This is a genomic window from Nocardioides sp. DN36, from assembly GCF_055380375.1.
Genome location: NZ_AP043823.1, coordinates 3,057,185 through 3,071,374 on the forward strand (window position 1 = coordinate 3,057,185; position 14,190 = coordinate 3,071,374).

The 14,190-nt window shown below is 72.9% G+C and carries 15 protein-coding genes; 5 read left to right on the forward strand and 10 right to left on the reverse strand.

Annotation, left to right across the window (positions count from 1 at the left end):
* Nucleotide 1 precedes the first annotated feature (1 nt).
* Entirely contained in the window at nt 2–853 is an 852-nt protein-coding gene (locus ACZ43H_RS15510; RefSeq protein WP_464584292.1) for an oxidoreductase, read from the reverse strand.
* Nucleotides 850–2,040, reverse strand: a complete 1,191-nt coding sequence (locus ACZ43H_RS15515; RefSeq protein ID WP_464584293.1) for a site-specific DNA-methyltransferase — start codon at nt 2,038–2,040, stop codon at nt 850–852. The genes ACZ43H_RS15510 and ACZ43H_RS15515 overlap by 4 nt, the downstream gene beginning before the upstream one ends.
* Nucleotides 2,041–2,162: 122 nt before the next feature.
* Between ACZ43H_RS15515 and ACZ43H_RS15520 the strand changes: the two genes are divergently transcribed.
* The gene (locus tag ACZ43H_RS15520; protein ID WP_464584295.1) at nt 2,163–3,719 is read left to right on the forward strand and encodes an alpha/beta fold hydrolase; all 1,557 of its coding nucleotides are present in this window, start codon (nt 2,163–2,165) and stop codon (nt 3,717–3,719) included.
* 20 nt (nt 3,720–3,739) lie between these two features.
* Here ACZ43H_RS15520 and ACZ43H_RS15525 read toward each other — a convergent pair whose 3' ends face one another.
* Entirely contained in the window at nt 3,740–4,261 is a 522-nt protein-coding gene (locus ACZ43H_RS15525; protein ID WP_464584296.1) for a hypothetical protein, read from the reverse strand.
* 75 nt (nt 4,262–4,336) lie between these two features.
* Between ACZ43H_RS15525 and ACZ43H_RS15530 the strand changes: the two genes are divergently transcribed.
* The gene (locus tag ACZ43H_RS15530; protein ID WP_464584298.1) at nt 4,337–4,903 is read left to right on the forward strand and encodes a mismatch-specific DNA-glycosylase; all 567 of its coding nucleotides are present in this window, start codon (nt 4,337–4,339) and stop codon (nt 4,901–4,903) included.
* Nucleotides 4,904–4,999: 96 nt separating this feature from the next.
* Here the strand turns inward: ACZ43H_RS15530 and glgC are convergent, their stop codons facing one another.
* Nucleotides 5,000–6,247 (reverse strand): glucose-1-phosphate adenylyltransferase, encoded by a 1,248-nt coding sequence (gene glgC / locus ACZ43H_RS15535; protein ID WP_464584300.1) that lies wholly within the window; start codon nt 6,245–6,247, stop codon nt 5,000–5,002.
* A gap of 52 nt (nt 6,248–6,299) precedes the next feature.
* Between glgC and glgA the strand changes: the two genes are divergently transcribed.
* Together glgA and ACZ43H_RS15545 are read left to right on the forward strand one after the other, a co-directional pair.
* Nucleotides 6,300–7,499 carry a glycogen synthase gene (gene glgA / locus ACZ43H_RS15540; RefSeq protein ID WP_464584302.1) on the forward strand — a complete coding sequence of 400 codons (1,200 nt, stop codon included), beginning with the start codon at nt 6,300–6,302 and terminating at the stop codon, nt 7,497–7,499.
* A 63-nt stretch (nt 7,500–7,562) separates the two neighbouring features.
* On the forward strand, nt 7,563–7,994 hold the full coding sequence (locus ACZ43H_RS15545; RefSeq protein ID WP_464584304.1) for a hypothetical protein: 432 nt from the start codon (nt 7,563–7,565) through the stop codon (nt 7,992–7,994).
* Here ACZ43H_RS15545 and ACZ43H_RS15550 read toward each other — a convergent pair.
* From ACZ43H_RS15550 to ACZ43H_RS15560, 3 genes are all read right to left on the reverse strand, one after another.
* Nucleotides 7,982–9,265, reverse strand: a complete 1,284-nt coding sequence (locus ACZ43H_RS15550; protein ID WP_464584306.1) for an MFS transporter — start codon at nt 9,263–9,265, stop codon at nt 7,982–7,984. The two genes, ACZ43H_RS15545 and ACZ43H_RS15550, sit on opposite strands and share 13 nt — an antisense overlap.
* A 114-nt stretch (nt 9,266–9,379) precedes the next feature.
* Nucleotides 9,380–10,816, reverse strand: a complete 1,437-nt coding sequence (locus ACZ43H_RS15555) for a GntP family permease (RefSeq protein WP_464584308.1) — start codon at nt 10,814–10,816, stop codon at nt 9,380–9,382.
* Complete coding sequence (locus ACZ43H_RS15560; protein ID WP_464584310.1) at nt 10,816–11,337, reverse strand: gluconokinase; 522 nt, start codon at nt 11,335–11,337, stop codon at nt 10,816–10,818. Before ACZ43H_RS15560 ends, ACZ43H_RS15555 begins: the two co-directional genes overlap by 1 nt.
* Nucleotides 11,338–11,490: 153 nt before the next feature.
* On the opposite strand from ACZ43H_RS15560, the gene ACZ43H_RS15565 reads away from it, so the two are divergent.
* Complete coding sequence (locus tag ACZ43H_RS15565) at nt 11,491–12,195, forward strand: FadR/GntR family transcriptional regulator (protein ID WP_464584312.1); 705 nt, start codon at nt 11,491–11,493, stop codon at nt 12,193–12,195.
* A 49-nt stretch (nt 12,196–12,244) separates the two neighbouring features.
* Here the strand turns inward: ACZ43H_RS15565 and ACZ43H_RS15570 are convergent, their stop codons facing one another.
* The 3 genes from ACZ43H_RS15570 to ACZ43H_RS15580 are packed head-to-tail and all read right to left on the reverse strand — an operon-like array spanning nt 12,245 to nt 14,167.
* Nucleotides 12,245–13,315, reverse strand: coding sequence for an NADH:flavin oxidoreductase/NADH oxidase (locus ACZ43H_RS15570; protein WP_464584314.1), 1,071 nt, complete (start codon nt 13,313–13,315; stop codon nt 12,245–12,247).
* A 49-nt stretch (nt 13,316–13,364) separates the two neighbouring features.
* Entirely contained in the window at nt 13,365–13,712 is a 348-nt protein-coding gene (locus ACZ43H_RS15575; RefSeq protein WP_464584316.1) for a TraR/DksA family transcriptional regulator, read from the reverse strand.
* On the reverse strand, nt 13,709–14,167 hold the full coding sequence (locus ACZ43H_RS15580; protein WP_464584318.1) for a TspO/MBR family protein: 459 nt from the start codon (nt 14,165–14,167) through the stop codon (nt 13,709–13,711). The genes ACZ43H_RS15575 and ACZ43H_RS15580 overlap by 4 nt, the downstream gene beginning before the upstream one ends.
* Nucleotides 14,168–14,190: the final 23 nt, after the last annotated feature.

Here is a 14,190-nt window from a genome sequence, read left to right on the forward strand (position 1 = left end):
GTCAGGGCAGGTACGTCCGCTTCACGACCGCGTCGAAGGCCGCGTCCGGCAGCAGCCGGCGCGCGCCCAGGATCGTGCCGGCGTTGCGGCCGACGGGGTAGCGCGCGCGGGGGTTGCGGACCGTGGCGGCCTTGACGATCTTCTTCGCCACGACCTCCGGCGGGCTGGACATCAGCCTGCTGGTGTCGGCGCGCTCGAGCACCCGGCGGACGTGGGCGGCCATCTCCTCGTAGGCACCGCCGCTGCTCGTCTCGGTGAGGCTCTCTCGGGAGATCTCGTTCCACTCGGTGCGGATCGGGCCCGGCTCGATGAGCACGACGTCGATGCCGAACGGCGCCAGCTCGATGCGCAGGCTGTCGCTGAAGCCCTCGACCGCGAACTTCGTGGCGTGGTACCACGCGCCCAGCGGCTCGTAGAACTTCCCGCCGATCGAGGAGATGTTGATGATCCGCCCGCTCCCCTGGCGGCGCTGGTGCGGCGTCACCAGCTGGGTGAGCCGGGCGAGGCCGAACACGTTGACCTCGAACTGGCGGCGGGCCTCGTCGATCGGCACGTCCTCGACCGCGCCGTAGGAGCCGTACCCGGCGTTGTTGACCAGGACGTCGATCCGCCCCTGCTCGGCGACGACCCGGTCGACCCCGGCCACCATCGAGGCGTCGTCGGTGACGTCCATGGCGAACGTCGTGACACCCTCCCGCTCCAGTCCGGCCATCCGGTCCACCCGCCGCGCCACGGCGTACACCTCGAAGCCGGCCCGGCGCAGCCGCACCGCGGTCCGCTCGCCGATGCCGCTGGATCCGCCGGTGACGAGGGCGACGCGCGCGGCGCCGGGCTGCTGCTCGGGTGGGGTCATGCCCGCCAGTGTGGCGGGTCCTCCTCGAGTCCACCACCGACGGTCTCGGCGACCGCACGCAGCCGGGCCCGGGTGATGTCGGCGACCGTGAGCAGCCCGGCGTTGCGGGCGTTGGAGCCCTGCCGGGTCGGCTCGGCGGAGTTGATGCTGGTGCAGTGGCGGGTGCCGCCGTCCTCGGCGTTCTGCAGGGCGACCGCGTGGCCGGTGGTGCCGCTGCCGGCGAAGAAGTCGAGCACGTGCACGTCGTCGGGCATGGTCGCGAGGATCCGGCGGATCAGCCCGGTCGGCTTGGGCGACTCGAAGACGTGGCCGACGATCTCCTTCAGCTCGGCCACCGCGGTGTCGGTGGAGCCGATCTCCTCGGCCAGCCAGATCGTGCGCAGCTTCTTGCGCCGGCCGCCCGGGGCGTCGCTGTGCAGCCAGTCCTTCTGGAAGACGTCGACCCGGTCCCCGTGCTTCCCCTTCACGGTGCGGCACACGAGGTCGTCGGGGCGCTGGTCGATGAGGGGGCGCGACCAGCGCCAGACCGCTGGCCGACCGTCGCCGAACACCGGCCCGATCTCCTGGGCCCCGTCGAAAGGCGTCGTCGAGACCCGCCCGGTGACCGGGTCACCCCACACCGTGAAGTGCAGGGTCCGGGCGGTCTGGGGGTTGAACTTCTTGTTGGTGTTGCGCAGCGGCAGGCGGCGGTAGCGCCGGCCGGTCGGCTCGTCGGTCAGCGGGAAGTCCCGCTCGTCGACGGCGTCGCTGCTGCTGGCGTCGAGGACGCAGCGCCGCGGGTCCCTGGCGTAGACGAGGAGGTACTCGTGGCTGGTGGCGAACCCCTTGCCGAGCTGGCGCCCCTTGGCGTTGAGGTTCACCACGACCTGGGCCAGGAAGCCGGCCTCGCCGAAGACCTCGTCCATCAGCAGCCGCAGGTGGGCGACCTCGTTGTCGTCGATGCTCACGAAGATCGCGCCCTCGTCGCGCAGCAGCGACCGGGCGGCCTCGAGCCGCGGTCGCATCATCGCCACCCACGCCTGGTGCCGGGTGCTGCGGGCGTCGCCGTGCCGGAAGTCGTCGCGGTAGGCGAAGTCGTTGCCGGTGTTGTACGGCGGGTCGATGTAGACGAGGTCGACCGGTTCGGTCAGGCGCCCGAGCACCTCGAGGTTGTCCCCCTCGATGAAGGTGTTCCACGGCTGTCCCACGAGCCGCACCCTAGTGCGACCTCAGGGACGTCGTGCGGATCCAGGCGTCTGGACCACGGTTCGCATGACGTCTCGGCGGGAAGGTCGTTGGAACACGCACCACCATCGCGAACGGGGTCCCCATGAAGTCGCGCATCGCTATCGCCCTCGGCGCCGCACTCGCCGCCGCCACCCTGACCGCGCTCCCGGCCGCCACGGCCGCGCCCAGCGCGACACCGACGGGCCGGGTGAGGGTCACCGACGACTGCCTGACCAGCGTGCCCGACCCGGGCAGCACCACGAAGGTCCAGATCTGCTTCACGCTCTTCCGCCCCGCGGGCGCGACGAGGCGACACCCGGTCCCGATGATCATGCACAGCCACGGCTGGGGCGGCTCGCGCACGACCGACCCCGCGGCCTTCCGCCGCTTCCTCGACGCGGGGTACGCCGTGCTCTCCTTCGACCAGCGCGGGTTCGGCGCGAGCGGCGGTCACGCGTACGTCGAGAACCCCGACGTCGAGGGCCACGACGTGCGCAAGCTGGTCCGGCTGGTGAGCCGGATCCGGTGGGTGCGGCAGGACGGCCGGGGCGACCCGAGGCTGGGTGCGATCGGCGGCAGCTACGGCGGCGGCTACCAGCTCCTCGGCGCCTTCGAGGAGCTGCGGCTGCGGGGCAAGCCGGTCTTCGACGCGCTCGCCCCCGAGATCACGTGGTACGACCTCAGCCAGAGCCTCGCCCCCGAGGACGTCGTCCGCACCGCCTGGGCCACCGCGCTCTCCGCGGCCTCCACCGCCTCCGACGCGCTCCCGCCGAACGTGTACGCCGCGCTGGTCGAGGGCGCCGCCACCGGCACCTGGCCGGACGGCTCGGTCCCAGGCACCGAGGACATGAAGACGTTCTTCTCCAAGAACGGTCCGAAGTGGCACGTCGACCACGGCCGCCGCCTCGACATCCCGGTCCTCTTCGGGCAGGGCACCACCGACTCGCTGTTCCCGCTGCAGCAGGGGCTGGCGAGCTGGAAGCACACGATCACGAAGCGGGCCCGCCGGCACAGCATCTTCGTCGCCTACAACGGCGGTCACGTGCTACCTGCGGTCACCCCGCCCGGCATCGACGTCACCTCCGACCCGTGCAGCAGGAAGCTGGCCGGCGGCAGCTTCGAGCGGCTCTCGGTCCGCTTCTTCGACGAGCAACTCAAGGGCCGCGACACCGGTCTGCGCGGCTACGGCCGCTACCACCTGGCCACGCCCACCAGCACCTGCACCACCGTCGACTCGGTCCGGGCGAACACGGCGTACGACGAGGTCGGCACGGTCGCCACGCCCGAGACCGGGGGCGTGCCGCTGTCGTACAAGATCGTCGACGGACCGATCCGGGTGGCCGGTACGCCCTACCTCACCGGTGACCTGACCGCCCTCGGCGTCAACAACCGCGCGTTCTACGGCCTCGCGGTCGGCACGTCGGCGGCCGACGCGCACCTGGTCCAGAACAACGTGCTGCCGCTCGACGAGTCCGCCCCCGTGACCGGGGAGCGGCGCCGGATCGCGCTGCCGTCGGTGGCGGTCGACGTGCCCGCCGGGCAGTCGCTGTTCATCCTCGCCAGCCCCGTCAGCGACACCTTCGTGGGGATGGGCAGCCGCACGCCGGGGGCGGTCGTGCTCGACCACACGGTCGTCCACCTCCCCGTGGTGGCACCTTGACCTGCTCGACCTGAGCGGGCTCAGACCTCGTCGGAGTCCACCGCCACCAGCGCCACGGTGGTGACCGCGACCAGGCACTCGGGCAGCGGCTTCCTCACCTTCATCGCGGTGACGGACAGGCCGTCTCCCATCCGGTGCACGGTCACTCCCGGCGGCACGTCGCAGCCGACCGCGACCACCGCGCCGAGCACGGTCTGGTCGTCGGCGACGTCGGCCTTCGCGATCGCCTGCTCGATCCGGTTCCCGACCGCGTCGGTCCGGAACTGCCGGGAGAACGCCGCCACGGCCGCCTCGTCGTCGAGCACCGTGGGCCGCTGGCTGGCGCGGCCGCCGGCGCCGGACTGGCTGATCATCGCGACCTGGGTGAAGTCCACGGTGCCGTTGCCGATCGGGCTGCCGGACCCCGAGGGGCTGCCGCTCGCCGAGGGCGAGCCCTCGTCGGTGGCCGTGCCGTGGGTGTCCGCGCCGTCGTCGCCGCAGCCGGCGAGCAGGCCCGCGGCCAGCAGCAGGGACAGGAGCAGGGGTCCGAGAGTTCGTCGCATGGGAATGGGACGCTACCGCGCCCCCGCGGGTTCCCCGCCCCGCCCGCGCGCGGCCGGGCGTGGCAGCATGCGGCCGTGCCCCGCTTCACCCGCGCCGAGCTCGAGTCGTTCCGCGACACCGAGGTGCCCGACCTGCTCGGCCCCGACGTCCGGCTGCTGTTCGTCGGGATCAACCCGGGGCTGTGGACCGCAGCGACCCAGACCCACTTCGCGCACCCGGTGAACCGCTTCTACCCCGCCCTGCTGCGCGCCGGCATCCTCGAGCACCCGATCGACCCCTCGGCGGGCATGACCGACGCCGACCGCGAGGGCCTGCGCGCCCGCGGCATCGGCATCACCAACCTCGTGCACCGGGCCACGGCCCGCGCCGACGAGCTGGGCCGCGAGGAGCTGCGCGAGGGCGGCCGGCGGCTCGAGGAGCTGGTCGGCCGGGTCGCGCCGCGGGTCGTCGCGGTCGCCGGCATCACGGCGTACCGCCACGCCTTCGGGCAGCCGAAGGCCGTCCTGGGCCGCCAGCCCGAGCCGTTCGCGGGCGCCGAGCTCTGGGTCGTCCCGAACCCGAGCGGCCTCAACGCGCACGAGACCGTGGACAGCCTCGCCGCGGCGTACGCCGAACCCGCGCGCGCCGCGGGCCTGATCTGACTGGATAGTCCGGCACGTTTCGTCACGTCCGGGCGCAGAAACGTGCCGGACTATCCGTCCGAACGCAGAAACGTGCCGGACTATCCCCCGGAAGGCTCAGTCGCCGAAGACCTGGTCCTTGCCGAGCACGGTCAGCCCGTCCTCGAGCACGAACCCGCGGGCCCGGTCGGCCTCGGGGTCCACGCCGATCTTGGCGCCGGGGGCGACCACGACGTTCTTGTCGAGGATCGCGTTGCGGACCACCGCGCCGGCACCGACGCGGACGCCGTTCATCAGCACCGAGTCGCTGACCTCCGCGCCCGAGCCGACGAAGGCAGCCGGGGAGAGCACCGACCGGCTGACCGTGCCGCCGCTGACGACCGCGCCGGGCGAGAGCAGCGACTCCAGCGTCCGCGAGGCGATGCCGTCCTCACCCGGGGTGATCTTGACCGGCGGCTGCGGGCCGTAGGAGGTGTAGATCGGCCAGTCGAAGTTGTAGAGGTTGAACACCGGCAGCGGCGACACCAGGTCCATGTGCGCGGCGTAGTAGGACCCGATCGTCCCCACGTCGCGCCAGTAGCCGCGGTCGCGCTCGGTGGCGCCCGGCACGTCGTTGTCCTTGAAGTCGTAGACGCCCGCCTGGTTGCGCCGCACGAAGGCGGGGACGATGTCGCCACCCATGTCGTGCTTCGAGCCGGTCATCGTGGCGTCCCGGGTCACCGCCTCGACCAGGGCGTCGGCGTCGAACACGTAGTTGCCCATCGAGGCCAGCACCTCCCCCGGGCTGTCGGGCAGCCCCACCGGGTCCATGGGCTTCTCGAGGAACTCACGGATCCGGGACGGGTCGTCGGGCTGCACGTCGATGACGCCGAACTGGTCGGCCATCTCGATCGGCTGGCGGATCGCGGCCACGGTGCACGCCGCGCCGCTCGAGACGTGCTGGTCGACCATCTGCGAGAAGTCCATCCGGTAGACGTGGTCCGCGCCCACCACCACGATGATGTCCGGCCGCTCGTCGCGGACCAGGTTCAGCGACTGGTAGATCGCGTCGGCGCTGCCGAGGTACCAGTGCTTGCCGAGCCGCTGCTGGGCCGGCACCGGGGTGACGTAGTTGCCGAGCATCGTCGACATCCGCCAGGTCTGGGTGACGTGGCGGTCCAGGCTGTGCGACTTGTACTGGGTCAGCACGACCACCTGCAGGTAGCCGGAGTTCACGACGTTGGAGAGGGCGAAGTCGATCAGGCGGTAGATGCCGCCGAACGGGACGGCCGGTTTGGCCCGGTCCGCCGTCAACGGCATCAGCCGCTTGCCCTCCCCGCCGGCGAGGACGATGGCCAGGACCTTCTTGCGGCTGCTCGGGCTCATGCCTGCACGCTAGCCCTGTCCGGGCGTCCACGGGCAGGGGTAGTTTCGCGACATGCGCGTAGACGTCCTCAGCAAGGAGTACCCACCCGAGATCTACGGCGGGGCGGGGGTCCACGTCGCCGAGCTCGTCCGAGCCCTGCGCGCGCTCCCCGACCTCGACACGCGGGTCCACGCCTTCGGCGCGCCGCGTGACGAGCCGGGCACCACGTCGTACGCCGACCACGCCGAGCTCGCGAGCGCCAACGGGGCGCTGAAGACCCTCGGCGTCGACCTCTCGATCGCCGACGGCTGCGCCGGCACCGACCTGGTCCACTCCCACACGTGGTACGCCAACTTCGCCGGCCACCTCTCCTCGCTGCTCTACGACGTGCCGCACGTCGTCAGCGCCCACTCGCTGGAGCCGCTGCGGCCGTGGAAGGCCGAGCAGCTCGGCGGCGGGTACGCCGTCTCGTCATGGGTGGAGAAGACGTCGTACGAAGCCGCGGCGGCCGTCATCGCGGTGTCCTCGGCGATGCGCCACGACGTGCTCGCCTCCTACCCCTCGATCGACCCGGCCCGCGTCCACGTGGTCCACAACGGCATCGACACCGACGACTGGCGGCCGGTCGCGAACCCCGACCGGGTCCGCGAGCTCGGCGTCGACCCGGACCGCCCGTCGGTGGTCTTCGTCGGCCGGATCACCCGGCAGAAGGGGCTGCCGCTGTTCCTGCGCGCGGTCGCGCAGCTGCCGCCCGAGGTGCAGATCGTGCTGTGCGCCGGCGCGCCCGACACCCCGGAGATCGAGGCCGAGGTGGTCGGCCTCGTCGACGGGCTCGCGCAGACGCGCCACGGGGTGGTGTGGATCCGGGAGATGCTGCCGCGCCGCGACGTCGTCGCGCTGCTCACCGCGGCCACGGCGTTCGCCTGCCCGTCGATCTACGAGCCCCTCGGCATCGTCAACCTCGAGGCGATGGCCTGCGAGACGGCGGTCGTGGCCACCGCGACCGGGGGCATCCCGGAGGTGGTGGTCGACGCCGCCGACGCCACGGCGACCGGCCGGCTGGTGCCGATCGACCAGGCCACCGACGGGACCGGCACGCCGCTGGACCCCGAGCAGTACGTCGCCGACTTCGCCGCGGCCCTGAACGAGGTCGTCGGCGACCCGGAGCGCGCGGCGGAGATGGGCCGGGCCGGGCGGCAGCGCGCGATCCAGGCGTTCAGCTGGGGCGCCATCGCCGAGCGGACCGTGGGGGTCTACCGGTCTGTGCTGTGAGGCGGCCCGGGGCCTGTGGATGACCGGTCGCGCCGATCGCCGCCCCGGGCGAGGCTGGACCGCATGACCGAGAAGACACCGTTCACGCCCACCATCCGCACCCAGGCCGACCTCGAGACCGCCTGGCGCCATCTCATGGAGCCGCTCGGCTTCGGCGGGCACAGCCTGTGGGTGATGTTCATCCAGGCCGACCACACGCCGCTGCCGCACCTGACCCAGGTCGAGGAGACCGTCGACCCGCCGACGCCCGAGCAGGAGGCGTCGCTCGTGGAGTTCCTCGGCTTCTTCCGCGGCGAGATGCGCGGCGGAGAGCGGGTCGCCTTCCTGCGCTCCCGCCCCGGGCGCGGCGGCCCCGGTCCCGACGACCTCGCCTGGGCCCGCAGCCTCTATGCCGCCGCCCGCGCCGCCGAGGTCGAGACCGACGTCGTCCACCTCGCCACGGACGACCAGCTGGTGCCGCTGCCGATGGACGACGTGCTCGCTCAGCCGGCCTGAGCCGGCTGGGCCCCGCGCGGCAGCATCCGCACGGACCGCACCGACGCGACCACCACGGACACGCCCACACCGACCACCGTCATGCCCACGAGCGTCGCGTGCAGGCCGTACGCCGCGCTGGCCAGGCCGGCGAGCAGGTTGCCGAGCGGGATCACGCCGGCCGTGGAGAGGTAGTCGTAGCTCGAGACCCGCGACAGCGAGCGCTCCGGCACGTGCTCGCCCAGCGAGGTCTCCCAGAGCGTGAACGCACCGGTGACACAGACACCCGCGAGCAGCTCGAGCGCGCCGATGCCCCAGGTGCCCAGGCCACTGCCGATGAAGGCGGCCTGGCAGGAGGCGCCGACCAGCATCACGCTCGCGACGCGCAGCGCGAACCGCGGGCGCCAGCGCAGGAGCAGCAGGTCACCGAGCACGCAGCCGATCCCGAAGCACGCGGTGACCACCGCCCAGGAGCGGGCGCCGTCGAGCTCGCGGTCCATCAGCACCGGCCCGATCACGAAGATCGAGGGCAGCACCACCGCGTGGTAGACGCTCATCCCGGCCAGGAACGCGACGACCCAGCGCCGGGTGCGCACCTCGCTCCAGCCCTCGCGCAGGCTGGTCCAGAAGTGGTCGGTGGTGGCGGCCGGGTCCTCCTCGTGCATGGCCCGCTCGACCACCCGGGGCCGCAGGGGCAGCAGCAGCGCGACCGACACGACGAACGTCGCGGCGTCGAACAGCAGCGCGCCGCCCGGCCCTCCGGCGTACGCGATCAGCACGCCGGCGACCACCGGTCCGACGACGTTCGCCACCGAGAAGGACAGCCCCCGCAACGCGTTGGCGGGCTGCAGGGTGGCCGGGCTCACGGTGGAGGGCAGCAAGCCGGTGAACGCCGGGGCGAAGAACGCGTCGGCGCCGCCGTAGACCGCGGCCAGCACGACCAGCGCCGTGACGGACGCTCCCCCACCGAGCAGCAGCGCCGCCGCCACCACTTGGCAGGCCATCCGGACCAGGTCGGAGGCGACCAGGATCCGCTTGCGGTCCAGCCGGTCCGCCCAGACCCCCGCGGGCAGCGCGAGGAGGACGAACGGGAGGAACTGGGCCGCGGAGACCAGCGCGACGTCCGCGACACCGCCGCCGGTGGCCAGCACCGCGAACGGCAGCGCGATCGACGTGACCCGGTCGCCCAGGATCGAGAGCACCTGGCTGCCGAACAGCAGCCGGTACTGCGGCTCGTCGCGCAGGACGGCCGGCACCCGCAGTCGTCCCTCGTCCGGTCCCTGGGTCAGCACCGGCCAAGGATGGCAACGACAGGGCCCCGGGGGCGAGGGGATTCGGTGCTCACCGGCCCAGGAACGTCGTACGCCCCGGTCGCGCGGGCGACCGGGGCGTATGACGTCGGAGGATCAGACCACCAGGCTGAGGAGCAGGACGAACACCAGGCCGCTGACCGAGAGCACCGTCTCCATCGCCGACCAGGTCTTGATGGTCTGGGGGACGTCCATCCGGAAGTACTCCTTGACCAGCCAGAAGCCCGCATCGTTGACGTGGGAGAAGAACACCGAGCCGGCACCGATCGCGAGGACCACGAGCGAGACCTCGGCGGACGGCAGCCCGGCGACGAGCGGGACGACCAGCGTGGACGCCGTGATGGTGGCGATGGTGGCCGAGCCGGTGGCGAGGCGGATCAGGACCGCCAGGACCCAGGCGAGCAGCAGCACCGAGATGTTCGCGTCGCGGGCCCAGTCGCCGAGCAGGGTGCCCACGCCGGTGTCGACGAGGACCTGCTTGAAGCCGCCGCCTGCGGCGACGATGAGGATGATGCCGGCGATCGGCGGCAGCGACTCGCTCAGCGTGGCCGAGATGCGGTTGCGGTCCATGCCCGAGCCGCGCCCGAGGGTGAACATCGCGACGACGAGGCCGATCAGCAGCGCGAAGAACGGCTCGCCGACGAGGTCGAGGACGCGCCGGGCCGGGGCCGTGGGGTCGTCGGCCAGCACGTCGGCCAGCGCCTTGCCCAGCATCAGCACGACCGGGAGCAGCACGCTGAACAGCGTCATCGCGAAGGTCGGGCGGCGCAGCGTGGTCGTGGCGCCGGGACCGTCGGAGACCTGTTGGGCGGCGGTGTCGTACGTCGCCGGCGCGGGGATGTCGACCCAGCGGCCCGCGAACCGGCCGAAGACGGGGCCGGACACGATCACGGTCGGGACGGCCACGAGCACGCCGAGGCCCAGCGTCAGGCCGAGGTTGGCGCCGAGGTTGCCGACCGCGATCACCGGGCCGGGGTGCGGGGGCACGAAACCGTGCATCGCCGAGAGGCCGGCGAGCGCCGGGATGCCGACCGTGATCAGCGAGACCTGCGCCCGGCGGGCGACCAGGTAGATCACCGGCATCAGCATGACCAGGCCGATCTCGAAGAACATCGGCAGGCCGATGATGCCGCCGACCAGGGCCATCGCCCACGGCAGCGTGCGCGGGGTCGCCCGGCTGACGATGGTGTCGACGATCTGGTCGGCGCCACCGGAGTCGGCGAGCAGCTTGGCGAACATGGCACCCAGCGCGATCAGGGTGCCGACGCCGGCCGCGGTCGTCCCGAAGCCGGTGAGGAAGGACGGCAGCACGCCGGTCTTGTCCTCGTTGGCGAGGATGTTCTGGCCGGCGACCGCGCCCACCGTGAGCGCGCCGAAGGTGAGGGCCAGGAACGGGTGCACCTTCACGACGGTGATGAGCACGACGATCAGCGCGATGCCGAGCAGGGTGGCCAGGATCAGCTGGCCCCCGCCGGCCACCGGCTCGATCAGGCTGGTGCCGGCGAGCGGCAGCAGGGCGGTCAGGGTGGACATCAGTTCTCCTTCACGGGGGTGGACCCGGCGGCCTGCCGGTCGACGTACTGCTGGACGATCCGGTCGACGCTCTGGTCGACGTCGAGCACGACGCCGCGCTCGTCCGGTCCGAGGGGCTCGAGGGTGTCGAACTGCGAGGTGAGCAGCGAGGCGGGCATGAAGTGGCCGGGCCGGCTGGCCTGGCGGCGCGCGATCACCTCGCGGCTGCCCTGCAGGTGCAGGAACTCCAGGGTCCCGACGTGGTCGCGCAGCTGGTCGCGGTACGTGCGCTTCAGCGCCGAGCAGCTCACCACACCACCCTCGGGGTGGTCGGCCAGCCAGCCGCCGATGGTCTCGAGCCACGGGCGCCGGTCGTCGTCGTCGAGCGGCTCGCCGCGCGTCATCTTCGCGATGTTGGCAGCGGGGTGCAGGTCGTCGGCGTCCACGAACGGCACGCCGAGGCGCTGGGCGAGGGCGGCTCCGACCGTGGACTTGCCCGATCCGGAGACACCCATGACGACGAGGAGCGGCGGGTGCGGCATGCGACGTACTCCCTGGCTCGGGCTCAACGCGTCGCGCTGAGCGGGGCTGTGCTGGTCGTCACATGGTGACCCGATTAGTCATACTTTTGCAACCCCTACAGCGAAATTGCCCGTTCATTACGCGCCGCACGCCGGGGTGACATGATGTTTGTCGTGACGACGATCCCGCCGGCCGGCCAGCACGCGAGCGTCCTGAGCGCCCTGGGCGCCCGGATCGCCTCTGGTCGGCTCGAGGTGGGGCAGGTGCTCACGCTGGACGGCATCTGCGGCGAGTACGCCGTCTCCCGCAGCGTGGCCCGCGAGGCCATCCGGGTGCTGGAGTCGATGGGCCTGGTGGCTTCGCGACGACGGGTCGGGATCACCATCCAGCCGCGGCACCGCTGGAACGTCTTCGACCCGCGGGTGATCCGGTGGCGCCTCGACGAGGGCGACCGGACCGAGCAACTGCTCTCGCTCTCGGAGCTGCGGCGCGGGATCGAGCCGGTCGCGGCGGCGCTGGCCGCGCAGCGGGCCGACGGCCACCAGTGCCGGATCCTGGCCGCGGCGGTCTCGGACATGGTCGTGCACGGTCGCGACGGCGACCTGGACGCCTACCTGCTCGCCGACACGATCTTCCACCGCACCCTGCTCGAGGCGAGCGGCAACGAGATGCTCCGGGCCCTCGACGGGGTCGTCGAGGAGGTGCTCAGCGGTCGCACCCACCACGGGATGATGCCGGCGCGCCCCAACCCGGAGGCCATCGCGCTGCACGACGAGGTGGCCCGCGCGGTGCGTCTCGGCGACAGCGCCACCGCCGAGACCGCGATGCGCAAGATCATCGAGGAGGCCGCGACCGCGCTCCGCGAGGAGCAGGCCTGACTCGTGCGGATGTGAGTGCGCCGGGGCGCGCTCTCACCCGCACGAGGGCTCAGAGGGCGGCGCGGAGGTACTGGTCCGGCCAGTCGATCCCCCGGCCGACCTCGACGCCGAGCTCGTGCGCGGCGCGCAGCGCCCAGTGCGGGTCGCGCAGCAGCGCGCGGGCGAGCAGCACGACGTCGGCAGAGCCGTCCGCGACGATCTCCTCGGCCTGCTTGGGCTCGGTGACCAGCCCGACGGCGCCGGTGGCGACCTGCGCCTCCGCGCGGAGGCGGCGGGCGAAGGGCACCTGGTAGCCGGGCTCGACCGGGATGTCCGCGAGGGCGTTCCCGCCGGTGGAGACGTCGACGAGGTCGACGCCCGCCTCCCGCAGCAGGGCGGCCAGCCGGACCGAGTCGTCGGCCGTCCACCCGTCCTCGACCCAGTCGGTCGCCGAGATCCGGACCACGACCGGGACCGCCTCGCCGACCCGACGGCGCACCTCGGCCACGACCTCGAGCAGCAGCCGCACCCGGTTGTCGAAGGTGCCGCCGTACTCGTCGTCGCGCTGGTTCGACAACGGCGACAGGAACTCGTGCAGCAGGTAGCCGTGCGCGGCGTGGATCTCCAGGACGTCGAAGCCCGCGGCGAGGGCGCGCTCGGCGGCGTCGCCGAACGCCGTCACCACAGCGGGCAGCTCGTCGAGCCCGAGCGGCCGCGGGTCGCGCAGGCCGGGGAAGGCCGAGGGCGAAGGGCCGACCGGCTCCCAGCCGCCGTCCTCGTCGGCCACGAAGCCGCGCCCCTCCCACGGCACCGTGGAGGAGGCCTTGCGGCCGGCGTGCGCCAGCTGGATGCCGGCCGTCGCACCCTGACCGTGCACGAACTCCACGATCCGCGCCCAGGCCCGCTGCTGCTCGTCGTTCCAGATCCCCGTGTCCGCCGGCGAGATGCGTCCCTCCGGGACGACGGCGGTGGCCTCGGTGAGCACCAGCCCGGCCCCGCCGCGTGCGAACGAACCGAGGTGCACGAGGTGCCAGTCGTTCGGCACCCCGTCGACGGCGGAGTACTGGCACATCGGCGAGACCCACACCCGGTTCCGGATGGTGACCTCGCGCAGGGTGATCGGGCTGAAGAGCTGGCTCATACGACGCCCAACCGCGCAGCTGCCGTCGATGTTCCTCGGTGCCCCCAGGTCAGGCGCACCGCACGCAGGTGCGCGCGGTGGGCCGGGCCGCCAGCCGCTCCGGCGCGATCGGCTCGCGGCACACCTCGCAGGTGCCGTACTCGCCCGCCGCGAGCCGGTTGAGGGCCGCCTCGATCTCGGCCAGGTGCGCCTCCGCCTGGCGGATGAGCGCGTCGACCTGCGAGCGCTCGAACGCGATCGTGGCGCCCTCCGGGTCGTGCTCGTCGTCGGCGTTGGAGTCGCGCGAGGCGTCCACCACCCCGCGGAAGTCGCGGCGCAGGCGGGCCAGCCGGTCGGACGTCCGGTCCCGCTCCTCCCGCAGCAGCCGGGCCGCGAGCAGCCGACCGGGGTCGGTCACCGGTTGCGGCGCCAGATCGAGGCGTTCAGCGCGGTCGCGAAGCCGGTCCACGCGACGTACGGCGCGATCGCGGCCGCCGCGGTCCGGTCCCGGCGGGCGGCCTCCCGCAGCAGCGCGAGGTTCAGCCCGTTCAGCACCGCGATGGTGGCCAGGCCGGCGCGGGGCGACTCACGGTCGAAGAACGCCCAGCACCAGCCGGCGTTGACGGCCAGGTCGGCGCCGGTCAGTGCGACCACCCGGGCCCGGTCCTCGGGTGCGGCGCGCTCGATCAGCCGGCCGGTCCCCCACGCGATCAGCCCGTAGAGCGGGGTCCACACCAGCGGGAACGCGATGCCCGGCGGCTGCCACGACGGCTTGTCCAGCGAGCGGTACCACGAGCTGTCGGGCTTCGTGCCGCGGCTGCCGATCGCGGCGGCGGCTGCGGTCATGGTGGCGGTGAGGACGTGAGCGCGCATGCCCCCACTCTCGCCGACGGGGC